The sequence below is a fragment of the Agrobacterium sp. MA01 genome (genome assembly GCF_009650195.1).
GTDB lineage: Bacteria > Pseudomonadota > Alphaproteobacteria > Rhizobiales > Rhizobiaceae > Allorhizobium.
This window is the reverse complement of record NZ_CP045854.1, coordinates 2,115,478-2,138,709: the sequence shown is the minus strand read 5'-3', so window position 1 is coordinate 2,138,709 and position 23,232 is coordinate 2,115,478. Positions and strand designations below refer to the sequence as shown.

The following is a 23,232-nucleotide window of genomic DNA, read 5'->3' as shown; positions in this document are numbered from 1 at the left end:
GCATAGGGAAGGACACTACAATGCGCGTCTATTACGATCGTGATGCCGACTTGAACCTGATCAAGTCGAAGAAGGTTGCCATCATCGGCTACGGTTCGCAGGGCCGCGCCCATGCGCTGAACCTCAAGGATTCGGGCGCCCAGAACCTCGTCGTTGCCCTGAAGGCCGGTTCGCCGACCATCAAGAAGGCTGAAGCCGATGGTCTCAAGGTCATGACGGTTGCCGAAGCTGCCGCCTGGGCCGACCTGATGATGATGGCGACCCCGGACGAACTCCAGGCCGACATCTACAAGGCCGACATCGCACCGAACATCCGCGACGGCGCCGCCATCGCATTCGCGCACGGCCTGAACGTCCATTTCGGCCTCATTGAGCCGAAGTCGACCGTCGACGTTGTCATGATCGCTCCGAAGGGCCCCGGCCACACGGTTCGCGGCGAATACCAGAAGGGCGGCGGCGTTCCCTGCCTCGTAGCAATCCATCACAACGGTTCGGGCAACGCGCTTGAACTCGCTCTCTCCTACGCCTGTGGCGTTGGCGGCGGCCGTTCGGGCATCATCGAAACCTCCTTCAAGGAAGAGTGCGAAACCGACCTCTTCGGCGAACAGGTCGTTCTCTGCGGCGGCCTCGTCGAGCTGATCCGCGCTGGCTTCGAGACGCTGGTCGAAGGCGGCTACGCGCCTGAAATGGCCTATTTCGAGTGCCTGCACGAAGTGAAGCTGATCGTCGACCTGATCTATGAAGGCGGCATCGCCAACATGAACTACTCGATCTCCAACACCGCCGAGTGGGGCGAATACGTCACCGGTCCGCGCATCATCACGGCTGAAACCAAGGCTGAAATGAAGCGCGTGCTGCACGACATCCAGACCGGCAAGTTCACCTCGGACTGGATGCAGGAATACCGTGCCGGTGCTGCCCGCTTCAAGGGTATCCGCCGCATGAACGACAGCCACCAGATCGAAGAAGTCGGTGCCAAGCTGCGCGGCATGATGCCGTGGATCGCCAAGAACCAGCTGGTCGACAAGGCCCGCAACTGATCTTCATCTTCAGGGATGAATGAGAGGCCGGAGAGGGAAACTTCTCCGGCTTTTTCGTATCCGTGTGGCGTGCTCAGGCGGAGCCCACGAGCCTTTCCTCATGGTCGGTGTCAAAGACCCTGTTCCTGCCGCAGGCCTTGGCATCGTATAGCCTGCGATCGGCAAGGGCGATCAGGCTGCGCTCATCGTCTTCAGGGCCAGCGGTTGCCAAGCCGATGCTGACAGTCAGGTCCGCTGATCCACCATCGGCCGTCGGCAGGAACAGGGACGCGACGCGTTTGCGCAGATCTTCCGCGAAGACAGCCGGCTGCAGCGCATGATTGCCCTGCAGGACGACGGCGAATTCTTCTCCGCCATAGCGTGCAGCCGTGCCGTCGACGTCCCGCATGCATGCAGCGATCACTTCCGCCACCACCTGAAGTGCAGCGTCCCCGGCCTGGTGGCCCCGGGTGTCGTTGAAGAGTTTGAAGTGGTCGATGTCGATCAGGAGCAGCGCCAGAGGTTCGCGGTCATTGCGGTATCGACCGAGACGATGGCTTAACTGCACGTCGAAGCCACGCCTGTTGCCAAGGCCCGTCAGGGCGTCGGTCTCGGCATGACGGCGCAATTGCTCGTTGGCATAGGTGAGTTTCTCGTTGCTTTCGGCCAGGGCTGCCACCAGCGTTCGGGTCTTCGTCTCTGCCGCCAGGCGTCTCTCGTCCATGGCGATCAGCCGGATCATGTAGCTGGCGAGAAAGCCGACATAGGCGAGGCAGATCGGAACCATGATCCAGTTGCCCTCGCGGACCGCGACCAGGTTGATCGCGGCGATCATCACGAAAATGACCAGCAGAGTAGAACGGGGCGCCATATAGGCGCGTGCCGCACTCGATTGGAGGATGCCGCAACCGATGGCGAGGATGACCACCTGCGTGTCGGGGCTGCCGCCGCTATAGAGGATGGCAAGTGAAGCGCCCCAGGCGACGCCCGAAAGGACCGAGACAAGGGTGAATCGCTTGAGCCATTTCTGCGCCGTGTCGGATGGATGCCGTCGCCGGAAGCCAAGGTCGGCAACCCCTCGCATGATCACCTGCAGGGAGAGGATCGCAAACACGACCAGGACCTCGAACGTCCGACCCTCCATATATGGGAGGATGGCGGCCGACAGGATCGCGATGGCTGCGACGATGTGGGGGAATACATGGAAGAGAGTGCTCAGATGCTCCCAGGGCGGATCCGCTTCATTGTCGATGCCGACCATCGGCAGGGTAAGCTTTTGCATCGGCAAGTGGCGGATCCTTTCACTGTTGCGGAGACTATAGAGCGAATCATCTCGCGTTTTAGGCTTGCCTGAAGAAACAGCAGCAACATGGTTGCCAAACTGTAAAGTGCCGCGGCCAACCTCGATAGGTCAGCATTGTTGACCTATCGAGGTTTTCATGGTCTGCTGCCTCAGATAACAACAAGTCTTGAGGAAACACCGATGCTGAACTGGGATCATGTCTTTGCCACGCGTTCGTCCCGCATGCGCGCCTCCGAAATTCGAGAGCTCCTGAAGCTCCTCGACAAGCCTGACATCATCTCGTTTGCAGGCGGCATTCCCGATCCGGCACTTTTTCCCGAACGGGAGTTTGCCGAGGCTTATGCCGGCCTGTTTGCCGATGGAAAGGCCGGCGGCGCGCTGCAGTATTCGGTGTCTGAGGGGTATCTGCCGCTGCGTGCCTGGTTGAAGGAGGAAATGGGGCGGTTGGGCATCGCCTGCGAGCTCGACAACATCTTCATCACGTCAGGCTCGCAACAGGCGCTCGACTATCTCGGGAAGCTGTTTCTGTCGCCCGGCGACACGGCGCTTGTGACCTGGCCGACCTATCTCGGCGCGTTGCAGGCCTTCAATGCCTACGAGCCTGCCTATGATCAGCTGTCGATCGGAAACCGGACGCCCGAGAGCTACAGGGCGGAGGCGGCGACGCAGGGGAGTGCCGTGAAGTTTGCCTATCTCTCCACCGATTTCGCCAATCCGACGGGTCAGACTGTCAGCCTTGAGGAGCGGCACCAGATCCTGGCGTTGGCCGACGAGCTCGACATTCCGGTGATCGAAGACGCGGCCTATCAACATCTGCGCTATGACGGCGAGGCCATCGCGCCCATCCTTGCGCTCGACATTGCCCGCAGCGGCGGCATCGACGCCTGCCGGACCATCTATTGCGGCAGCTTTTCCAAGACGCTGGCACCGGGTCTGCGCGTCGGCTATGTCGTGGCTGCCAAGCCGGTCATCCGCAAGCTGGTTTTGATGAAGCAGGCGGCGGATCTGCATTCCTCGACGATCAACCAGATGGTCGTGGCCGAGGTGGCCGCAAAGCACTTTCCGGCACAGATTGCGAAGATACGGGCAGCCTATGTGGCGCGCCGCGATGTCATGCTGGCGGCGCTGGAAAAATACATGCCTGATGGAACCGAATGGACGCGGCCCGAGGGCGGGATGTTCGTCTGGGTCACGCTACCGGAGGGTATGGACGGCGCGGAGTTGCTGGCGCGATCGGTCGAGACGGAAAAGGTGGCTTTCGTGCCGGGCCAAGCCTTCTTTGCCGATCGTTCCGGTGCCAATACGATCCGGCTTTCCTATTCCTGCGCCAACGAAGCGATGATCGAGGAGGGCATTCGTCGTCTGGGCCGGCTCGTCGGGCATGCGCTGGCCCAGGCGGCCTGACGGCTTTAGGCGCGCCTGCTTTGGGTTGCGGATACGGAAGGGGCGTGATTGACTGCCGTCGATCCGCCGCTTTCGCAACCGACCTCCCGTCAGGTGTTCATGTCCATTCGCATCGCGACCTTCAACATCGAAAACCTGATCGCCCGCTTCGATTTCACCGGCTATCGCAACCAGCTGAAATCCGATCGGGTGTTGAAGCTGTTCGACATCAAGTCGGAAGCCGACTACCAGCGGCTCGAAGCGGCGCGGGTCGTATCCTCCACCGACGACACCCGGCAGCTCTCGGCGCTGGCGATTGCCGACACCAATGCCGACATCCTGTGCCTGCAGGAGGTCGACAACATGGAGGCGCTCAAGGCCTTCGAATACGGCTATCTCTTCCGCATGATCGGCTCGGGTTATCGGCAGAAATATCTGGTCGAGGGTAATGACAGCCGCGGCATCGACGTTGCCGTGCTGATGCGGGAGAAGACCCGCGACGGTCAGCCGATCGAGCTGCGCGACGTCACCAGCCATGCAGCGCTCACCTATCACGATCTCGGCCTCTATCATCCGGGGCTCGGGGAGCGGATCCGGCCAGATGACCGGATCTTCAAACGCGACTGCCTGGAACTCGACCTGCGCGTTGGTGGTCGGCCACTGACGGTCTATGTGGTGCATTTCAAGTCGATGACCAATGGCCGTGATGGAATGGATGGCCGCACCTCGACCATGCCGATCCGCGAGGCCGAGGCAAAGGCGGTACGGCACATCATCGAGAATCGTTTCGGGTCAGAGAGTGCTTCGCGGCACAACTTCGTGATCTGCGGCGACATGAACGACTATCAGGAGCGCATCGACGTGATCGGCGATCGGCGCTCGGGCTATGACTACGTCCACCGGCCGGACCTGCCGAGTGCCCTCGATGTGTTCTCACATGACGGTTTTGCCGAAAACCCCATGCTGCGGCGGGACCCGCTCGATCGCTGGACGCTCTATCATTCGCGCGGACCCGAAGAGCAGCACCTGTGTCAGCTCGACTATATCTGGCTTTCCAAAGGGCTCGCACAGGCCAATCCGCAGGCGCTACCAGAGGTCATCCGCAACGGTCAGCCATTCCGCACACCCTTTCCGCCGGGGCAGGAGGTCGAACGCTATCCGCGTACCGGATGGGACCGGCCCAAGGCATCCGACCACTGCCCGATTGCCATCACCTTGCATCTGCCATGAGCGATCTCTTGACTGACGAGGTTGGCCTGCCGACCGATGGCAGCCTGTATCCGGTTCGCTCGCTGGCGCTCAGGGTGGCAGCCGATCCGCATCCGCTGGACCTCACTCAGAGCACTGCCATCTCTGCCAACTGGGAGCGTGAGGTGACGGCGAACCCGGCACTCTTCAACGGCCGGATGATCCTGCAGCGTCAGATCCGCTATCGCGATGGGCATCTTGAGGCACTCGGCCATGTGTCGAATTTTGCCACCTTCCTCTGGTGGCGGCGCCAGCCGGAGCTTGCCGGTGCCTGTCACCTGTTCGGCTATCCCGTCATCGTCTCATCCGACGGGGCGCTGGTCGCGGTCGAGATGGCGCCGCACACCGCCAATCCCGGACAGGTCTATTTTGCGGCGGGCTCGCTCGACTTGTCCGATGTCGTTGACGGGGCCTGCGACATCGAGGGCAACATGCGGCGCGAGGTGATGGAGGAGACAGGGCTCGATCTTGATCTGGCGCATGCCGATCCTGTGCTTTACGCCAGCTATCGCTCGCGACGCCTCACCTTGGCACGCGTCTTCACGTTTTCGGAGACGGCGGAGGCTCTTGCCGATCGGATCGACGCCTTTGCCCGCGATTGTTCGGAGCCGGAAATCTCCCGTGCGATCGTGATCCGCTCTGGCGATCCTGCAGCGCAGCGTTACGGGGCCGCGATGCTGCCGATTCTCGGCTGGTATTTTCAGGATCGAGGATGATCGGGGCTCGGCTTGCCTTGCCGTTTCGCCTCGGGCAGTGTGTGCCGCGAGCGTGACCTTCAACGGAGATAGGCCCGTGGCGAGACAGTATGCCATCTATGACGTGTTCACCGACCGCAAACTGGCGGGCAATCCGCTCGCTGTGATCTTCGACGGTGCCGGCCTGTCCGACGAGATGATGCAAACAATTGCCGGAGAGATGAACCTCTCGGAGACCGTTTTCGTCCAGCCCGCCGATCACGCATCGCACACCGCCCGGATCCGGATCTTTACCCCTGGCCGAGAACTGCCCTTTGCCGGGCACCCGACGGTGGGTAGCGCGATTGCGCTGGCCGAGCGCGCCTATAGCGGCGAGACCGCCAACATGGATCTCGTTTCCGTGCTGGAGGAGACGATTGGTCCTGTGCGCTGTGCCGTCCGGGTCAGGCCGGGGGAGGCAAGCTTCGCCGAATTCGACCTGCCGCGCCTATCGAGCCGCCATGAGTTGCAATTGGATCGGCAGGGGCTTGCCGATGCGTTGTCCGTCAAGGCCAGCGCCATAGGGTTTGAAAACCATGTGCCGATGGTGTGGAGTGCCGGCGTCCCGTTTCTTCTCGTGCCTCTGCACGATGTGGCGACGATCGAGAGCGTCGAATTCGAGCCGCAACTGTGGGAACGCGTGGCGCCGATGAGCGAGGGACGGCTGACGTCAGCTTACATCTATTGTCGCGGCGGGGTGCATCATGCCGCAAAATTCCATGCGCGGATGTTCTCGCCCGATATGGGCATTCACGAGGATCCCGCGACTGGGTCTGCCGTGGCAGCGCTTTCAGGCGCCATCCATCATTTCGACGCACTGCCGGACGGTCATCACCCGATGATGATCGAGCAGGGTGTGGAGATGGGACGCCCTTCCTACATTCACCTGCATATCGATGTGAAAGACGGCGCGGTCTCGCGGGCGCGGATCGGTGGTCAGGCCGTCCGCTTGGCCACGGGCATGCTGGATCTCTGAAAACATTGGGTATTTCCAGGTTTTTGAAATTTTTTTGACCAAACGGCCAAGAATTTTTGCAGCGGCGCTAGACAAGGTCGCAGATCCTGTTTATACGCCCGGTCACGCCACCAGAAACGGGGCGGACGAGACCGGAAACGGTGTCAGGCGGGTGATTAGCTCAGTTGGTAGAGCAGCTGACTCTTAATCAGCGGGTCGTAGGTTCGAGCCCTACATCACCCACCATTTTCTTCTTCAAAACAATATGTTGGCCTTATGCGCAGTTCTGCGCACCTCGGGTTTGTTGGTGTCTTCAGGGCGTGCCTGGATGGCGATAATCAACCTGACTGGTCGTTCGGCAAGCCCTTCCTGCCGAGTCACAAACCAGCTTAGCCGGCTATCAAAAAGTCGCTGGAAAAAGCGGGCGGACATCTGTCGCTCTGGTCGCCGATGTTCGCTAGGCGTTCTCACGCCTGGTCGCGTGTGTTCCTGGTTCGTTGCGGTTTTTTGTGCGCGTTCGTTGGTTTTGCCCTGTGGATAACTGTGGACAACCGAGGTAGCCGGCTCAGCGTGTCGCGTTGAAGCGGGCCTGGGGCAAGACATAGGGTATCGCCTCGCTCGGCAGCCGTCCGACACTGCCAGCAATGCCGTAGACATGCGCGATGGTCCCATCGTCGATGGTTTCCTTCGGGTGGCCTTCCCGGATGAGTTTGCCGTGGTGAAGGACGGCCAAATGATCTGCGAATTCGGCGGCAAGGTTGAGGTCGTGCAGAATGGCCAGGACGACACCGCCGCGTCGGGCAAAGTCACGGGCGAGCTCAAGAACCGAGATCTGGTGACCGATATCGAGGCTTGCCGTCGGCTCGTCGAGGAAGATCGCGCGCGGACGACCGTCAAGAACAGGCTCGGGCATCTGTGCCAGCACGCGGGCCAGCTGCACGCGCTGTTGTTCGCCACCTGATAGCGCGTTGTAGCTGCGCCCCTCAAAGCCACTCAGCCCCACACGGATGAGCGCCTGGCGTCCCGCAAGATTCGGATCGCGGCTGCCATGCGCAACGGCGCCCATGCGCACCACCTCAAGCGCCGTGAAGGGGAAGGATAGTGCTGTGGATTGCGGCAGCACTGCCCGCTCTCGGGCGAGCTCCACGGGGCTCAGCGAGGCGATACGCCGGTCCTGGTAAAGGATGTCGCCGTGGTCGGGGCGCATCTCGCCAGAAAGGGTCTTCAAGAGGGTGGACTTGCCCGCCCCGTTGGGGCCGATGATCACGGTGACCTTGCCCGCTTCCAGATGGAGGCTGACCTTGTCGACGAGAACGCGTCCACCGCGGCTGATCGTGATGTCGTGTGCGCGGATCATTACAAACCCTCCATGGCCTGGCGGCCCTGTTTGCCGAGCAGAAGCATCAGGAAGACGGGCGCGCCGAGGATCGCGGTGATGATGCCGATCGGCAGTTCTGCCGGTGCGGCGATGGTGCGGGCGACCGTATCAGCGAGAAGCAGCAAGGCTGCCCCGCCGAGCGCTGAAGCCGGCAGCAGGAAGCGATGCGACGGACCGATCGCGAGACGCAGCAGATGCGGCACGACGATGCCGATGAAGCCAATCGAGCCGGCAGCGGCGACGGTTGCGCCACAGGCGGCTGCCACGGCGAGGATCGTCAGACGCTTCAGCCGCTGCACGGGCACGCCCATGTGGAAGGCTGCGGCGTCACCGAGGATCAGTGCGTCGAGGCCGCGTGCGACGAAGGGGATGATCGCCAGCACGAAGACAACGAAGGGCAGGATGGCGATGATCTTGTCCGTCGTCGCGCCGCTCAATGAGCCGAGAGACCAGAAAGTGATGTCGCGCAGCGCCCGGTCATCGGCGATGAAGATCAGGAGGCCGGTGGCAGCCCCTGTCATGGCGGCGATCGCGATCCCCGAGAGGATCAGGGCTGTCGTCGATGTCTGGCCGTTACGGGTGGCGATGACGTAGAGCAGGAAAGTGTTGCCGAGACCACCGAGGAAGGCCATCAGCGGCAGAAACTGTTCGCCGAACACGACCTGCAACGGAAATAGCAGTGTGGGCCCAAGCACGATGGCGATCACGGCGGCAAGTGCTGCCCCGGAAGTGACCCCGACGATGCCGGGGTCGGCCAGCGGATTGCGGAAGAGGCCCTGCATCATGGCGCCGGAGACACCCAGTGCTGCGCCGATCAGGAGGCCCATGCCGGTGCGTGGCAGGCGCACAGCTTCCAGGATGATCAGGTTCTGCTGGTCCATGCTCGCATGATCGCCGGTCACATAGGCGATCAGATGCGGCAGGCCGACGCCGGTTGGACCGATCACGATCGAAACGAAGACGGCGATCGCCAGCAGAACTGCCAGCAGGGCAACGACGATAAACCCGAGAGCGGAGCGATCTCCGTCACGCCTGCCGAGGGTCGACATCAGGGCCAGCGTGTTCACGATTACTGCCCTTCCGGATAGAGCATGGCGTTCAGGTCACGGGCGGCGTCGGCAGCACGCGGTCCAAGACCGAGGAGATAGAGGCCGTCCATGGTGAGGAAGGCCTTGTTCGCGCCGGCCGGGGTTGCTGCAAGGGCGGGGAGTTCAAAGGCCTTTTCGGCCGTCAGATGCTGGGCGCCGCCGCTCATCACGAGGATAACGTCGGGGGCTGCGGCAATCACCGCTTCATCGGTCAGCGGCTTGTAACCGGAGATCGTGGACACGGCGTTCTCGCCACCGGCCAGCCGGATCATCGCGTCTGCAGAGCTCTCACTGCCGGCCGCCATGACGCGTCCATTGGCGAGGGAGAGAGCGAACAGGACTTTCTTCTTCGGCCCTGTTGCCGCCTTCACCTTGTCTTCAATGGCTTTGAGGCTGGCCTCGACCGACTTTGCCAGTTCGTCTGCCTTTTCCGCGCGCCCGATTGCCTGGCCGATGGCGCGGATCTTTGCTGGGATAGCCGATGTTTCAGGGGGCGAGGGGATGCTGACGAAGCTGAGGCCGCTCGCCTTGAGGATGTTGATCGAATCGATAGGGCCGGCACCGGCTTCCGCGATGATCAGATCGGGTCTTTGGGAGAGGACACCTTCTGCCGAGACCTGGCGAACATAGCCGATATCAGGCTTGGAGCTTGCCTCCGGCGGATAAAGGCTCGTCGTGTCGACGGCGACCACCCTGTCCCCCTCGCCGAGCGCATAGATGATCTCCGTCACGGTGCCGCCAATCGCGACGATCCGCTCGGCATCCTTGGCCCCTGCCGTCTGCGGCAGAACAAGCGTCAAAGAAAGCGAGAAGGCGAGGGCGGAGAGGAGCTTTCGGCGGGATGGGCGAAGGGACAACATGGATGTGCTCGAACCTATGATCCGGGCGCCCGGAGGCAGGCACAAAGCCGTCTCCGGATCGCCGATAATGAGAATACGCATGTGCGGGGAACTCCCGACATTTAACTTGACTGTGCTACACAAGTTTAAATAGGAAGGCAACAGAGCGCGGTCGTTCCAGAACGCCGGTTTTCGAGGTAAACTCGCCAGCCGAGCGCATGCCCGATCGCGACGATCAGATCTTGTCTTGCAAAGAGGGAAGCAGACCCATGTACATCGCCATGAACCGTTTTCGCGTCGTCCCGGGCTTCGAGGAAGCCTTCGAGAACCAGTGGAAGGCCCGCGAAGGCCGACTGGCCGAAATGCCGGGTTACATCGAATTCCACATGCTGAAGGGTCCGAAGGCCGAAGACCATACGCTGTATGCCTCGCATACCGTGTGGGAGACCCATGGCCATTTCGTCGCCTGGACCAAGTCTGAGCAGTTCCGCGCCGCCCATGCACGCGCTGGCGAGAGCAAGGTTCAATATCTCTCCGGTCCGCATTTTGAGGGCTTCGACGTCATCATCCACGAAGACCGCTCGGGCAAGCGCTCGGCTTCGGAAGCTGCGTGAGGCCTAGATGGACACGTTGACGCAAAGCCACGGCGAAAGACGCGAGCGGGCGCTGGCGGCGCTCGCCGAAAAGCCTGACGGTGTCATCGAACAGATCGCCGCCAAGGCCGAGGTGACACCTGCCGACGTGCTCGCCATCCTCCCGGAAGGGGCCGCTGTGCTGGTGCCTTCCGAGAAGTGGGAGCCGATCTGGAAGGACCTCACATCCTGGGGCGAGATCCTGATGATCGTCCACACCGAAGACATCGTGCTCGAAGTCGAGGGCAGTCTGCCCGAAGGCAGCGAGGGGCATGGCTGGTTCAACATCCATGGCGACAGTCCGATCGGCGGTCACATCCGCAAGGAACGTTGCGACTCGATCGCTTTCGTCGATCGCGGCTTCCATGGGCGCCGGTCTTGTTCTGTCTGGTTCATGAATGCCGACGGAAAGGCTATGTTCAAGGTCTTCGTCCGTCGCGACAAGGAGCGCAATCTCCTGGAAGATCAGGTCGCGCGTTTCGAAGCTTTGCGACAGACTTTCGCCTGACGCATGAATTTTGCCCGCCGGTCCATCAGGGGCGGCGGGTTCTTCCATTAAGCCCTTCTTTCTTTTGCCTTTAACTGGATCTATTGTCCTGCGGCTTTCATCCACGCACTGGACCACGTTTTGATCCGATTCCGTTCGATTTCTTTCGCCGTCGCCCTCAGCCTGCTGGCGGCGGGTTCTTCTTTCCTGCTTACGCCAAGTGTTGTCCTGGCACAGGACACCGATGCCACGCCGGCGGTGACTGAGCCGGCCCCGGTTGACGCGCCAGAGGGACCGCAGCTGCAGCCGGAAACATCGGCGCCGGCTGCTGCCCCGGTCGCGCCGCCGCCGCAACGTGACGAGCAGATCGTCGCCGCCGAGAAGCGCGTCGAGGAAGCGCGAGCGCGCCTGACCGGCCTGCGCGATCAGGTCGAGAAAAACCTCCAGGAAGACGGCGTCCTTGCAGATCTCAAGGTTCAGTCCGATGCTCTCGGGCGGGAAGCGCTTGCGATTACCGTCGATTTGCGTCCGCGGATCGATGCCATTCAGGGTCGGTTGACGGAACTGGGCGAGCCACCCGCCGATGGGCAGCCGGCCGAAAGCGCGAGCGTCGCTGAGGAGAGGTCGCGGCTCAATGCCGCGCGGGCGGAAGTCAATGCGCTCACCGGCCAGGCCGAGGATCTGTCGATCGAGGCGAAGACGCTGTCCGATCGGGTCTCGGACACGCGTCGGGCACTGTTTACCAGCCGGCTGCTCGAGCATACCGAAATCAATGGAAGTGTGCTCGAGGAGGCGCTCCAGTCTTTCTCCGCCGATGCGGCGCGGGTTCAGCGCAGCATCACGAGCTGGCTGAGCTTCGTCATCAAGTTCAAGGCCTTGCAGTTGGCCATTGCAGTATTTCTATCGATGGCCTTGGCTTCGCTGATCCTGTTTGTCGAGTACCGTCTGTTCGGACGGATCAACAGGCGCGATCCGACCAACGAAGCCCCCTCCTATCTCAGCCGCTTCTCGGTCGCCTTCTTCTCGACGATCCTGCCGTCTCTGGCACTGAGCTTCTTTCTGGCTTCCACCTATTTCCTGCTCGATACGTTCAATGTGCTGAGAACCGACATCGCTCCGATCGTTGCATCGGTCTTTGCATTGATCGGTCTTGTCTTTTTCGTCATGGCCATTTCAAGAGCGGTGCTTGCGCCCGCGGCGCCTAACTGGCGGTTGGTCAAGCTTTCAAATAAGGGAGCGCGCGACCTCAGTATCGCAATCTTCCTGATGGCGCTCGTCAACGGCCTCGATTACGTCGTGTCCGTCATTAACGAGAGCTACAGCTCGCCAGTCGTGCTGACGGTGATGCGCAGCTTTGCCTCCTCCGTGGTCATCGGCCTGCTGCTGTTCTTCGTGTCCTTCCTGCGGCCGGTGCTCGCCGAGTCAGGCGATCCCGCTGTCCGGGGACGGCCCTGGCCACGGGCGGTGGCGATCACGCTTCGGATTGTCGGCGCCGTCCTGATCCTCGCTGCTGCCATCGGCTATGTCGGGCTCGCGCGTTTCCTCGCGACCCAGATCGTTCTCACGGGCGCGGTTCTGGCGACGATGTATATCGGCATCCTGACCGGCAAGGCGATTTCCGCTCCCAATCAGTTCGGTGAAACCAGGGTCGGTCGGTTCATCGGCCGCCGTTTCCGCCTCTCGGCTGTCGTGCTGGACCAGAGCGGTATCGGCGCCGGTCTGGTCATCTACGCCTTTGCGCTCGTGACCGGCATTCCGCTCATCCTGATGTCCTGGGGGTTCCAGCCGCGCGATCTGCAGCTCTGGCTCTTCAACCTCTTTACCGAGATCAATGTCGGCACGATCCGCATCTCGATCTTCGGAATTCTCGGCGGTATCCTGCTTTTCGCTGCCGGCCTGTTCGTGACGCGCTGGTTCCAGAAGTGGCTGGACGGCAATGTCATGGCGCGCAGCCATATCGACGTCGGCGTGCGCAATTCGGTGAAGACCGGTGTCGGTTATCTCGGTACCGGCATTGCCGGCATCATCGGCATTTCCGCAGCCGGTATCGATCTCTCCAGCCTGGCGCTTGTTGCCGGTGCCCTGTCTCTCGGTATCGGCTTTGGCCTGCAGAACATCGTTTCCAACTTCGTCTCCGGCCTGATTCTGCTGGTCGAGCGACCCTTCAAGGTCGGCGACCACGTGATCACCGGGGTCAATGAAGGCATTGTCAAGCGAATCTCGGTCCGTGCGACCGAAATCGAGACCTTCCGGCGCCAGTCGATCATCGTGCCGAATTCCGAGCTCATCAACTCGCCGCTCGGCAACTGGACGCATCGCAACCGCATGCAGCGCTCCGAAGTGCCGGTCAGCGTGGCCTATGATGCCGATCCGCAGGAGGTGATTGACGTGTTGCTGGCCGTGGTCAACGAGCGGACCGACGTCTTGCGCAATCCCGAACCGCATGTCGAGTTCTTGCGCTTCGGAGCATCCTCGCTCGATTTCGAACTTCGTTTCCACCTCGGTGACATCGCCGACGGTCTGCGGGTGCGCAACGAAGTCCGTATCGAAATCCTCAGACGCTTCCGCGCCCGCGACATCGTCATGCCTTACCCGCATCAGGACGTCATGCTTCATCTCCAGGAGCATGACCGGCAAGCTCTTGTCCGGCGCAAGAAACGGGCGGACGATCGTCCCGAGGTGGCGGAGGAATTGTCTCCGGACCCGGATGATGACAAACTCCTGCCATGAACGCCGCATTCAGCCGCCATTCAGGCAAAATGGGGCACAAGAGGGGCAGGAGCGGTCGGAAATGTACCGGGCGCGATTGAGAGGACGGAGCCTTTGGCTCCGCTATCGGCATGAAGCAGTTCTATGCGCAGCTGGTTGTCGTGGTGGTGAGCAGCTTGTTGGCGGGGCCGACACTGGCAGCCTCGGTGCTGAACACCGGCAGCTCCGCCGTGGTTATCGTCGTGGTCGAAGAAGGCACACGAACCGAGATTTCGCTCGATGCCGGGGGCTCCGACACGATCTGCGCATCCGGGTGTTTCCTTACGCTGCCCAACGGAGACCGGATCGGGCTCGCCGGTGATGAAACCGTCGAAATCAAGGATGGTATCGCCACCATCAAGTGAACGGCTTTGACGCTGCTCGCCGAGATACCTGGATATTCTTGAATGCTTAACTATGCGGGAGTGTTGATACGGGCCAAGTGCCTGAGTTAACGCTTCCGCAAAGGGCCTTTGTTAGATGTCTTACAAATAAACAAGACAGTGAAGGCTGGTCATGGCAGTTCTCGGCATTTCTGGAATGCAGTATTCGGGAGAGACTTTTCCCGACGTTCGGATTGTTCTCGGTGAGGACTCCAATGTCTTCACGCAGATGATCAGTCAGCGCCTGAAGGAGCTGATGGGTGTCGACATCGAGATATGCCGCACGTTCGAGGACTTGCAGATGGCCAATGAGCTGTCGCAGGAGCCGGTGGTGCTGGCGATCTCGAACATCAACCTGCCGGGCGCCGAAAACGGCGAAGCGCTGGAATACCTGATCGACTGCAACATCCCGACCGTGGTCTTCACAGGGACTTTCCAGGACGAGATGCGCGAAAAGCTGCTCGCCAAGGACATCGTCGACTATATCCTCAAGGACAATGTCTTTGCCGTCGAAATGCTGGCGGAGTCGGTCTATCGCTTCCTGACCAACCACCGTCACCACGTTTTGATCGTCGATGACAGCCCGACCGCACGCGCTCTTCTGTCGAGCCGCCTGCGCCGCTACAATTTCCGCGTCAGCCTCGCCGAGAGTGGCGCCAAGGCGATAGAGATCCTGAAGGCCAATTCGGATATCGGCCTCGTGGTCACAGACTACAACATGCCCGATATCGACGGGTTCGAACTGACGCGACGCATCCGTTCGGTGCGCGGGTCGCATGAACTGCGAATCATCGGCGTCTCGTCGTCGACCAACCGACTGCTGTCGGCACGCTTCCTGAAGGTTGGCGGAAACGACTTCATGCTGCGTCCCTTCATCGACGAAGAGTTCTATTGCCGCGTGAACCAGAACCTGGACACGCTCGTTCAGATTAAAGCTGCGCAAGCCCGCAAAAAATAGGTGCGACTTATAATTAAGGTCGCTAGTGTTCTGCCGAGGGAGGAGGTCGCTTGTTGAGCGATCTCGGGAATTCGGTGGATATTTTATGTATTTTTCTGAGCAGTTTGACACCAAGCCCGCTGTCGTGGGTTCAAAACGCGCGGAGCAGGGCCGAGTCCTGATCATCGAGGATTCCCGCGCGGTCTCCCAGGTGATGCGTCACCGATTGGAAAACGACTTCTTCTGTCAGGTGACCCAATGCGCCTCGGCAGACGTCTTTCGCAACGTGATGCGCGGCGGTGAGAAGTTCGACGTCGCAGTCGTCGATTTGAACCTGCCCGGTGCATCGGACGGCGAAATTCTTGATGCCGTGATCGCTCAAGGAATTCCGGCGGTCGTGTTCACTGCCGACTTCAATCGTGACCTGCGCGAGCGTCTGCTGCAGAAAGGCGTTGCCGATTACCACGTCAAGAACAATGAAGGCGCGATCGACCTCGTCGTCTCGTCGGTCCTGCGCCTCCTTGGCAATCGACAGGTCGGCGTGCTCGTCGTCGACGACCTGCCTTCGGCCCGGGCCATGCTGGCCGATCTCCTGCGTGTGCAGAAGTTCCAAGTCTACGAGGCGTCGACCGGATATCAGGCCATGGATATCCTGACGCGGCAGCCGCATATCGAGCTCGTGATTACCGATTACAACATGCCTGACATGGACGGCTATGAACTGACGCGACGAATCCGTCGCGACCACAATAGCGACCGTCTGAGGATCATCGGCATTTCCTCGTCCGCCGACCGCCTCTTGTCGGCAAGCTTCCTGAAGGCCGGCGCGAATGACTTTGTCTATCGTCCCTATGTCATCGAGGAGTTGCAGTGCCGTATCCAGCACAATATCGAAACGCTTGCGCAGCTCAGGCAGCTCCGCGTGGCCGCGTTCAGCGATTATCTGACAGGTCTTCCCAATCGTCGCTACTTTTTCGACGAGGGGCCGTCGCAAGTGGCAGGACGTCTCGAGCGGCGCGAGCCATGCTGCATCGCTATGCTCGACATTGATCATTTCAAGAAGCTCAACGACACCTATGGCCATGAAATCGGCGACCGGGTTCTGCAGGCGGTCGGTGCCAAGCTCGCGCGCCGGCTCGACGGCAGCGGTCACCTCATGGCCCGGCTCGGTGGCGAGGAGTTCAGTGTCTTGATGCTGGGCCTCGATGTCGAAAAGGGATCAGCGCTCTGCGAGACATTGCGGCGCGAGATCGAGAGCCTGCGAGTGGCACTCGACGACCAGGATATCAACGTGACCATCTCGATCGGGCTTGCGGAAATCGCCGGACGGGAGAGTTTCAGCAATTATCTCGCAGCGGCCGACCAGTTGCTTTACCTCGCGAAGAGCTACGGCCGGAACCGTGTCTATTCCGAGACCATGCTTTCCTGACCTGAATTCCATTGCGCTCTGGTCGTGCCGCGGGCGTATGCCCATATGTGTGCGACCATCCGCAGCCCGGAGAGTCAAATGCCTCCCATTATTTCTATCAGTTCTCTCTCCAAGACCTATTCCAACGGTTTCAAGGCGCTCGACAGCGTCAGTTTCGACATTGAAGAAGGCGAGATCCTCGCACTTCTCGGTCCCAACGGCGCCGGCAAGACGACGCTGATCTCGATCATCTGCGGCATGACCAATCCCAGTGGCGGGCAGGTGACGGTCTCCGGTCATGACGTGGTCAAGGACTTTCGCAAGACCCGGGCCGAGATCGGTCTGGTGCCGCAGGAACTGACGACCGACATGTTCGAGACGGTGTTCAACACAGTCAGTTTCTCGCGGGGCCTGCACGGCAAGAAGCCCGATCCCGCCTATATCGACCAGATCCTTAGGGATCTCAGCCTCTACGAGAAACGCGACAATGCGCTTCGCGAATTGTCGGGTGGCATGAAGCGGCGGGTGTTGATCGCCAAGGCGCTGTCGCACCAGCCGCGCATCCTCTTCCTCGACGAGCCCACCGCCGGCGTCGACGTGGCATTGCGCAAGGACATGTGGCAACTCGTCGAACGCCTGCGCAAGACGGGTGTGACCATCATCCTCACAACCCACTACATCGAGGAGGCGCAGGGCATCGCAGATCGTGTGGGCGTCATCAATCGTGGCAAGCTGCTGCTGGTCGAGGAGAAGAATGCGCTGATGCGCAAGCTCGGGCGCAAGCAATTGACCATCGTGCTCACCGAACCCATCCAGGCGATACCGGCAGACCTCGCCGGCTATTCGCTCTCACTCGGCGAAGACGGACGCGAACTCGTCTACGACTATGAACTTGGAAGCGAAGACGGTGAGATTGCCCGGCTTTTGGCTGCGATCGATGCCGCCGGCCTGAAATTTAGCGATGTCTCCACGCGCCAGACGTCTCTGGAAGACATTTTCGTCTCGCTGATCGGAGAGGCTGCATGAACATCGAAGCGATCAAGTCCATCTATGTCTACGAGATGGCACGGATGCGCCGCACACTGCTGCAGAGCGTGATCTCGCCCGTCCTGTCCACAGCGCTCTATTTCATCGTCTTCGGGGCAGCCGTTGGCTCGCGCATGGAAGAGATCGGCGGCGTCTCCTATGGCGCCTTCATCACGCCCGGCCTGATCATGCTGGCGCTGATCACCCAATGCGTGTCGAATGGTTCGGCGGGCATCTATTTCCCGAAGTTCACCGGCACGATTTATGAAATCCTCTCGGCGCCGGTGGCGATGACGGAGATACTGATCGGCTATGTCGGAGCTGCCGCCACGAAGGGCATGATGATTGGCCTCATCATCCTGGCAACGGCCATGTTCTTCGTCGATCTCGAAATTGCCCATCCCGCGCTCATGCTGTTCTTCATGGTGCTGACATCGATCACATTCAGCCTCGCCGGCTTCATCATCGGCATTCTGGCGAAGAACTTCGAGCAATTGAGCCTCGTGCCGTCGCTGGTCGTGCCGCCGCTCACCTTCCTGGGCGGTACCTTCTACTCGATCGACATGCTTCCGCCGTTCTGGCAGGCTGTCAGCCATCTCAATCCGGTGCTCTATCTGGTGAGCGGTTTCCGCTGGAGCTTCTTCGAGGTGTCGGATGTGCATCCGCTCATCAGCCTCGGCATGATCGGCATTTTTCTCGCCGCATGCCTCGGTTTCCTCGCCTGGATCTTCAAGACGGGCTACAAGCTCCGACCCTGAAGCGATCCGTCAATCACGCAGCCTGAGTTCGTCGGTCTGCATCTGCATGGAACTCAGCGTCGAGAGAAAACTCATGCCGAGAAGGCTCTGGTCGAGCAGGCCTTCTTCGAGCACGACGGCATCCACGTTTGTTCGAACGATGGGGCCGAGCCGCATTTCGGGAATGCGCAAGGGGGCTGCGGAGGCGCGGCCGTTGGCGGTAAGCACCGTGCGGGTGAAGCTAAGCTCGCCGGGATCGATGCCCATCAGCATGGCGTCCTCGTAACGCAGTGCGACGGAACTCGCTCCGGTGTCGATCAGCACGGGTACTGCGACGGCTCCAATCTCGACCGTGGTCTCGAAATGCCCACCGAGCGCCTTGTGCAGGATCACTTCGGCGGAACCATCCGCTGTCGTGACTGTAATGGCCCGACCCGGGATCAGGCCTGCGAGAACACGCTCGCCAACGCTGCGAAAATCGCCGCGATAGAGATAGCCGGTGACGAGGACGAGAGCGATCAGTACCCAGATCGCCATCTGGCGCAGGCTCTGGCCCATATTGCGCCGGCCGACCAGAATCCCGGCTGAGATCATCAGCAGGATTGGTAGCGCCACGACCAGGCGGCCGAAGGCTTCGTTGTCCAGGCCGAAGCTCTGGCCGCTATCGTGGTTCATCACGAGAATGACGAGGCCGACCGCAAGAATGGCGATGCCGATAACAAACCGCATCAGCCGCCCTCGCGTTCGCGCACCAGTCGCGTTCGGCGCGTTTCGCGGCGGGGCTTGCGCTCGACGTTTTCGAGGCGCGCGGGCAGTTCAGCCATGATCGATCGCCGCTCGAGGCCGGTATAGCTCGTCCACAGGCCGATCTCTTCGCGCGTTCGGCCGCATCCGAAGCAGTAGCCGGTCTTGTCATCGATCGAACAGATCAGAATGCAGGGAGATTCCATCGCGAGCCCTTTGGTTTCGCTCCTATATCGGTCGCTCAGAGAATGATGGCAAGGGCCACGAGGAAGGCGATCTCGCAGAGTTGTTGACTGGCGCCGATCGTGTCGCCGGTATGCCCCTCGATGCGCCTGCGGCAGTGGCGCGTGAAGGCCGCCACGATGCCGGCCGCAAACAGGCCGGCGGCAAACCACGCGTGGAACGGGAGGGCAAGGAGGCCGATGCCGGCCGTCAATACGCCACCGAGAAAGAGGGCTATGCGCGTCGCCTCCGGATCAGGGGCGCCGGCCGATCCAGCCACGCCATCCGGCCGAGCCGAGGGCAGGGCGGACCAGTGCCAGACCATCAGGCTTCGGCTGAGGTTTGCTGCAGCCAGCCAGGCAAGGGCCATGGCAAGCGGTGGTAGGGTTTCGATCAGGATCGCGAGCGCCGCGACACGGAGCGCGATCGACAGGATCAGCGCCAGCGCACCATAGGTGCCAATGCGGCTATCCTTCATGATCGCCAGCGCCTTCTCGCGGCTGCGACCACCTCCGAGCCCGTCCGCGGTGTCTGACAGGCCGTCCTCGTGCAGGGCGCCGGTCAGCATGACCTGCAGCCCGATACCTATCAGAGCCACAAGCACCGGGTCGACACCGGAGGCCGACAGGAGTGCCATGATCGAGGCAGCGGGGAGGGCGATGATCAGGCCAGCCAGCGGGAAACCGGCGACCGTGCGGCTAAGGCTTCCGTCATGGCCTGCAAAGAAGCGATCCGGTACCGACAGGCGGCTGAGGAAGGAAATGGCACGCGCCGTTTCCGTGACTAGGTTCTCGACGACCTGCATGGTTCCTTTCCGTTTTGTCCTCGACCGACTGCGTCGCTTTTTTGAGTTGAGCGGTGCGGGTCCGGTCTTTAAGAGAGAGGCCACAAAGCCTGATTTGCTGGAAGAATACAAGGAAGCCCGACCCATGAGCGTTACCGGCCTGCCATTCGACGATTTTCGCACGCTATTGCGTGACCTGCCGGGACCCAGCACTGCGGCGCTCGTGGCGGCGCGCGAACGCGACAAGCAGCTGACCAAGCCGCCGGGCGCGCTTGGACGGCTCGAAGAGATTGCCATGTGGCTTGCCGCCTGGAGTGGACGGGCCCCTGCGGTCAATCGTCCACTGGTCGCGATCTTCGCCGGCAATCACGGGGTTACCAAGCATGGCATCACGCCGTTCCCGCCATCGGTTACCCAGCAGATGGTCGAGAATTTTGCAGCTGGCGGCGCTGCCATCAACCAGATCTGCGTGACGCATGATCTCGGCCTGAAGATCTTTGACCTCGCGCTCGACTACCCGACGGGCGATATCACCTGTGAAGCGGCATTGTCGGAGCGCGATTGCGCCGCGACCATGGCCTTCGGCATGGAGGCGATTGCCGGCGGAACCGATCTTCTTTGCATCGGTGAAATGGGCATCGGCAACACGACGATTGCGGCCGCGATCAATCTCGCGCTCTATGGCGGCGAGGCAGAGGACTGGGTCGGTCCGGGCACTGGCTCGGAAGGCGACGTTTTGGCGCGCAAGGTGGCCGCCGTCAAGCAGGCGGTCGAGTTCCACCGGGAACATCTGTCCGATCCGCTGGAAGTGTTGCGACGCCTCGGCGGTCGCGAAATCGCGGCAATGGCCGGCGCGATCCTCGCAGCCCGTATGGAAAAGATCCCGGTCCTGATCGACGGCTATGTGGCAACCGCCGCTGCCTCGATCCTGAAGGCGGCCAATCCTTCCGCGCTCGATCACTGCCTGATCGGCCACGTTTCGGGCGAGCCTGGTCATCTGCGCGCAATCGAACGCCTCGGCAAGACGCCGCTTCTGGCGCTTGGCATGCGGCTCGGTGAAGGCACTGGAGCCGCCCTCGCGGCCGGCATCGTCAAGGCTGCGGCGGCGTGCCATTCCGGCATGGCAACCTTCGAACAGGCTGGGGTATCCAACAAGTCGCATGAGTGATCGCACATCAAAGCCCGGCGATGCGGAGCCGCTCGCCTCTAAAGTCATCAAGAAGAAGACAGGTATCGCGCATCTCTTTGCCGCCGCTCAGTATTCGGCTCAGGGATTTCGACGTCTGATACAGGAAGCGGCCTTCCGGCATGAGCTTCTGGCATTTGTCGGCGGTCTGGTCGTGTTCGTTCTCGTCGGTGCGAGCCTCTTTGAATTCCTCGGCTTCGTCGTTTTGATGATGCTGATGTTTTCGGTGGAGGCGCTCAACACCGCGATCGAAGAACTGGTCGACCGCATCTCGCCGGAGATCTCGACGGTCGGCCGCAATGCCAAGGATCTAGGATCCTTTGCTGTCTTCTGCCTGATCATGGCCAATGGCGCCTTTGCTGCTTACGTCGTCATCAGCCGGCTGTTTCTCGCCTGATCAGGCGAATTGCCGGCGGCGCGGTTCGATGGCTTTGACTTCCGAGACAGCCGGCAGGCTTTCGAGCACGCGGCTCGATGGCAGGATGGCGATGACTTCCGTGCCTTCCCTGAGCTTCGACTTCAGCTTGAATTCGCCGCCATGCTTGGCGAGGATCGCCTGGACGATGGGCAGGCCGAGCCCCGTGCCCTGTTCGGCACTCTTGATCGCAATCGAGCCCTGACCGAAGGCGGAGAGGACGACGGGGATTTCGTTTTCCGGAATGCCCGGGCCGTTGTCCTTGATCGAGATGTATTGTCCGCCGCCGGCGGTCCAGCCGGCCTTGACCATGATCTCGCCGCCCTGAGGCGTGAATTTCACCGCATTCGACAAGAGATTCAGGATCACCTGGCGCAAAGCCTTTTCGTCAGCCCAGAGCGACGGCAGTGCCTTTTCGAATTGCTGGTCGATGCGGATGTTCTTCGATTTGGCGCGCAGCTGGATCATGCCGATGCAGTCTTCGGCGACCTCCAGGAGAGACACGCTTTCTTCGCTCAGCTCGTATTTGCCGGCCTCGATCCGCGACAGGTCGAGGATCTCGTTGATCAGTTCGAGCAGATGGCTTCCCGAGCGGTGGATGTCTCCAGCATATTCCTTGTAAAGCGGGTTGTTCAGCGGCCCGAGCACTTCCGTCGCCATGACCTCGGAAAAGCCGAGGATGGCGTTGAGCGGGGTGCGCAGTTCGTGGGACATGGAGGCGAGGAAGCGCGACTTTGCCATATTGGCCTCTTCGGCCCGACGCCTTGCCTCATCGGACAGGGACTTGGCGACTTCCAGTTCGGCGATCAGGTCGTCCTTTTCCGTCTGGAAGGACAGAAGCTTGAGATTGGCCTGATGCAGTCGGTTGGTGATGTAGATGAAGAAGATCAGCGCCGTGGTGAAAACCGCCGTCAGGCCGATGTCGAGGATATTCCGGCCGGTGATCGACACGACGGTCAGCGCGGCCACCGTGGGCAGGAAGCCGAACAGCACGGCCTGACGCAAAAGCATGCTGGCCATGGCCGTAATGGAAAGGGCCACCAGCAGCACGGCACCCTTGTAGAAGGTGAAGGCGGTCGGGTTGCAGGTGTCGCAGTCCTGCAGGACGAAGATCGCCCAGGACAGTCCCATGGCTGCCTGCGCGGCCAGCAGGATGCGACGCCATCTGATCTGGTTTTCCGGCGAGATTTCGGTCTTGGATGCGCGCCTGACGATCAGGATGCCGATTGCATGCATCGTGAGCGCAAAGAGGCCCCAGATGATGAAATGCGGCTGCGCAGTGAAATAGGCACCGGAGGCCGCGATCAGTAGGATCGTGATCGGGATGACGGCCGCACCCTGCAGGCAGGCGCCGACATGCATCGCGAGGATCTCTGCATCGAAGGCCGGGGAGGTGCCCGGGCCCGTCTGAAGACGTTCGCGGGTGGTCCGGACAGCGCGCGTCGTTGCCCTGTTGCGATTGTGTCGCGTCAGGTCGAGAACGTTTTTGTCCGCCGATGTATCTACGCCGTTACTCATTGCGTTGCAGTCTTCCGCGCCTTGGTGAACCCTAGCGGGGAAATCTTAAGAAGATCCT

At 61.1% G+C, this 23,232-nt stretch carries 23 protein-coding genes and 1 tRNA gene; 16 read left to right on the top strand and 8 right to left on the bottom strand.

Translation table 11 applies throughout. The annotated features are described in order from the left end of the window. Nucleotides 1–20: 20 nt before the first annotated feature. On the top strand, nt 21–1,040 hold the full coding sequence (gene ilvC / locus GH983_RS10405; RefSeq protein WP_054151077.1) for a ketol-acid reductoisomerase: 1,020 nt from the start codon (nt 21–23) through the stop codon (nt 1,038–1,040). A 73-nt stretch (nt 1,041–1,113) separates the two neighbouring features. Here the strand turns inward: ilvC and GH983_RS10400 are convergent, their stop codons facing one another. Next, the gene (locus tag GH983_RS10400) at nt 1,114–2,301 is read right to left on the bottom strand and encodes a GGDEF domain-containing protein (RefSeq protein WP_153762364.1); all 1,188 of its coding nucleotides are present in this window, start codon (nt 2,299–2,301) and stop codon (nt 1,114–1,116) included. 201 nt (nt 2,302–2,502) lie between these two features. On the opposite strand from GH983_RS10400, the gene GH983_RS10395 reads away from it, so the two are divergent. The 5 genes from GH983_RS10395 (at nt 2,503) to GH983_RS10375 (ending at nt 6,888) form a co-directional block, all read left to right on the top strand. Beyond that, nucleotides 2,503–3,726 (top strand): PLP-dependent aminotransferase family protein, encoded by a 1,224-nt coding sequence (locus GH983_RS10395; protein WP_153762363.1) that lies wholly within the window; start codon nt 2,503–2,505, stop codon nt 3,724–3,726. A 99-nt stretch (nt 3,727–3,825) separates the two neighbouring features. Next, on the top strand, nt 3,826–4,935 hold the full coding sequence (locus GH983_RS10390; protein WP_069043777.1) for an endonuclease/exonuclease/phosphatase family protein: 1,110 nt from the start codon (nt 3,826–3,828) through the stop codon (nt 4,933–4,935). Then, nucleotides 4,932–5,669 carry an NUDIX hydrolase gene (locus GH983_RS10385; protein ID WP_153762362.1) on the top strand — a complete coding sequence of 246 codons (738 nt, stop codon included), beginning with the start codon at nt 4,932–4,934 and terminating at the stop codon, nt 5,667–5,669. Before GH983_RS10390 ends, GH983_RS10385 begins: the two co-directional genes overlap by 4 nt. 76 nt (nt 5,670–5,745) lie before the next feature. Further along, entirely contained in the window at nt 5,746–6,663 is a 918-nt protein-coding gene (locus tag GH983_RS10380) for a PhzF family phenazine biosynthesis protein (RefSeq protein ID WP_153762361.1), read from the top strand. Between the two features lie 149 nt (nt 6,664–6,812). Continuing rightward, a tRNA-Lys gene (locus tag GH983_RS10375) sits at nt 6,813–6,888 on the top strand. Nucleotides 6,889–7,207: 319 nt separating this feature from the next. On the opposite strand, the gene GH983_RS10370 is transcribed toward GH983_RS10375, so the two are convergent. From GH983_RS10370 to GH983_RS10360, 3 genes are read right to left on the bottom strand one after another with little or no spacing between them, the layout of a single operon-like run. Then, nucleotides 7,208–7,999: a heme ABC transporter ATP-binding protein gene (locus tag GH983_RS10370; RefSeq protein WP_153762360.1), complete on the bottom strand. Its 792-nt coding sequence runs from the start codon at nt 7,997–7,999 to the stop codon at nt 7,208–7,210. Then, on the bottom strand, nt 7,999–9,069 hold the full coding sequence (locus tag GH983_RS10365; protein ID WP_371418483.1) for a FecCD family ABC transporter permease: 1,071 nt from the start codon (nt 9,067–9,069) through the stop codon (nt 7,999–8,001). The genes GH983_RS10370 and GH983_RS10365 overlap by 1 nt, the downstream gene beginning before the upstream one ends. A 20-nt stretch (nt 9,070–9,089) precedes the next feature. Beyond that, complete coding sequence (locus GH983_RS10360) at nt 9,090–9,968, bottom strand: hemin ABC transporter substrate-binding protein (protein ID WP_153763591.1); 879 nt, start codon at nt 9,966–9,968, stop codon at nt 9,090–9,092. Nucleotides 9,969–10,216: 248 nt separating this feature from the next. Here GH983_RS10360 and GH983_RS10355 point away from each other — a divergent pair, with 248 nt between their 5' ends. From GH983_RS10355 to GH983_RS10320, 8 genes are all read left to right on the top strand, one after another. Next, entirely contained in the window at nt 10,217–10,561 is a 345-nt protein-coding gene (locus GH983_RS10355) for an antibiotic biosynthesis monooxygenase (protein WP_054151069.1), read from the top strand. 7 nt (nt 10,562–10,568) lie between these two features. Continuing rightward, nucleotides 10,569–11,087, top strand: coding sequence for a heme utilization cystosolic carrier protein HutX (gene hutX / locus GH983_RS10350; RefSeq protein WP_153762358.1), 519 nt, complete (start codon nt 10,569–10,571; stop codon nt 11,085–11,087). Between the two features lie 120 nt (nt 11,088–11,207). After that, complete coding sequence (locus GH983_RS10345) at nt 11,208–13,796, top strand: mechanosensitive ion channel family protein (RefSeq protein WP_153762357.1); 2,589 nt, start codon at nt 11,208–11,210, stop codon at nt 13,794–13,796. A gap of 110 nt (nt 13,797–13,906) precedes the next feature. Further along, the gene (locus GH983_RS10340; RefSeq protein WP_054151066.1) at nt 13,907–14,179 is read left to right on the top strand and encodes a hypothetical protein; all 273 of its coding nucleotides are present in this window, start codon (nt 13,907–13,909) and stop codon (nt 14,177–14,179) included. 151 nt (nt 14,180–14,330) lie between these two features. Next, entirely contained in the window at nt 14,331–15,155 is an 825-nt protein-coding gene (locus GH983_RS10335; protein ID WP_054151065.1) for a response regulator, read from the top strand. A 193-nt stretch (nt 15,156–15,348) separates the two neighbouring features. Continuing rightward, nucleotides 15,349–16,563 carry a diguanylate cyclase gene (locus tag GH983_RS10330; RefSeq protein WP_371418482.1) on the top strand — a complete coding sequence of 405 codons (1,215 nt, stop codon included), beginning with the start codon at nt 15,349–15,351 and terminating at the stop codon, nt 16,561–16,563. Between the two features lie 78 nt (nt 16,564–16,641). Continuing rightward, nucleotides 16,642–17,568, top strand: coding sequence for an ABC transporter ATP-binding protein (locus GH983_RS10325; protein WP_153762355.1), 927 nt, complete (start codon nt 16,642–16,644; stop codon nt 17,566–17,568). Then, nucleotides 17,565–18,326, top strand: coding sequence for an ABC transporter permease (locus GH983_RS10320; RefSeq protein WP_153762354.1), 762 nt, complete (start codon nt 17,565–17,567; stop codon nt 18,324–18,326). The genes GH983_RS10325 and GH983_RS10320 overlap by 4 nt, the downstream gene beginning before the upstream one ends. Before the next feature lie 9 nt (nt 18,327–18,335). Here the strand turns inward: GH983_RS10320 and GH983_RS10315 are convergent, their stop codons facing one another. Genes GH983_RS10315 through GH983_RS10305 form a run of 3 tightly spaced genes read right to left on the bottom strand, consistent with a single transcriptional unit; the run spans nt 18,336 to nt 20,076 of the window. Next, nucleotides 18,336–19,037, bottom strand: coding sequence for a TIGR02281 family clan AA aspartic protease (locus GH983_RS10315; RefSeq protein WP_153762353.1), 702 nt, complete (start codon nt 19,035–19,037; stop codon nt 18,336–18,338). Continuing rightward, on the bottom strand, nt 19,034–19,255 hold the full coding sequence (locus GH983_RS10310; RefSeq protein ID WP_054151060.1) for a DUF1289 domain-containing protein: 222 nt from the start codon (nt 19,253–19,255) through the stop codon (nt 19,034–19,036). The genes GH983_RS10315 and GH983_RS10310 overlap by 4 nt, the downstream gene beginning before the upstream one ends. Nucleotides 19,256–19,290: 35 nt before the next feature. Next, entirely contained in the window at nt 19,291–20,076 is a 786-nt protein-coding gene (locus tag GH983_RS10305; protein ID WP_153762352.1) for an adenosylcobinamide-GDP ribazoletransferase, read from the bottom strand. 124 nt (nt 20,077–20,200) lie between these two features. Between GH983_RS10305 and cobT the strand changes: the two genes are divergently transcribed. Both cobT and GH983_RS10295 read left to right on the top strand, forming a co-directional pair. Next, nucleotides 20,201–21,223, top strand: a complete 1,023-nt coding sequence (cobT, locus tag GH983_RS10300) for a nicotinate-nucleotide--dimethylbenzimidazole phosphoribosyltransferase (protein WP_069041187.1) — start codon at nt 20,201–20,203, stop codon at nt 21,221–21,223. Continuing rightward, nucleotides 21,216–21,638, top strand: coding sequence for a diacylglycerol kinase (locus tag GH983_RS10295; RefSeq protein WP_054151058.1), 423 nt, complete (start codon nt 21,216–21,218; stop codon nt 21,636–21,638). The genes cobT and GH983_RS10295 overlap by 8 nt, the downstream gene beginning before the upstream one ends. Here GH983_RS10295 and GH983_RS10290 read toward each other — a convergent pair whose 3' ends face one another. Further along, nucleotides 21,639–23,174, bottom strand: a complete 1,536-nt coding sequence (locus GH983_RS10290) for a HAMP domain-containing sensor histidine kinase (protein ID WP_054151057.1) — start codon at nt 23,172–23,174, stop codon at nt 21,639–21,641. It lies immediately after the preceding gene. Nucleotides 23,175–23,232: the final 58 nt, after the last annotated feature.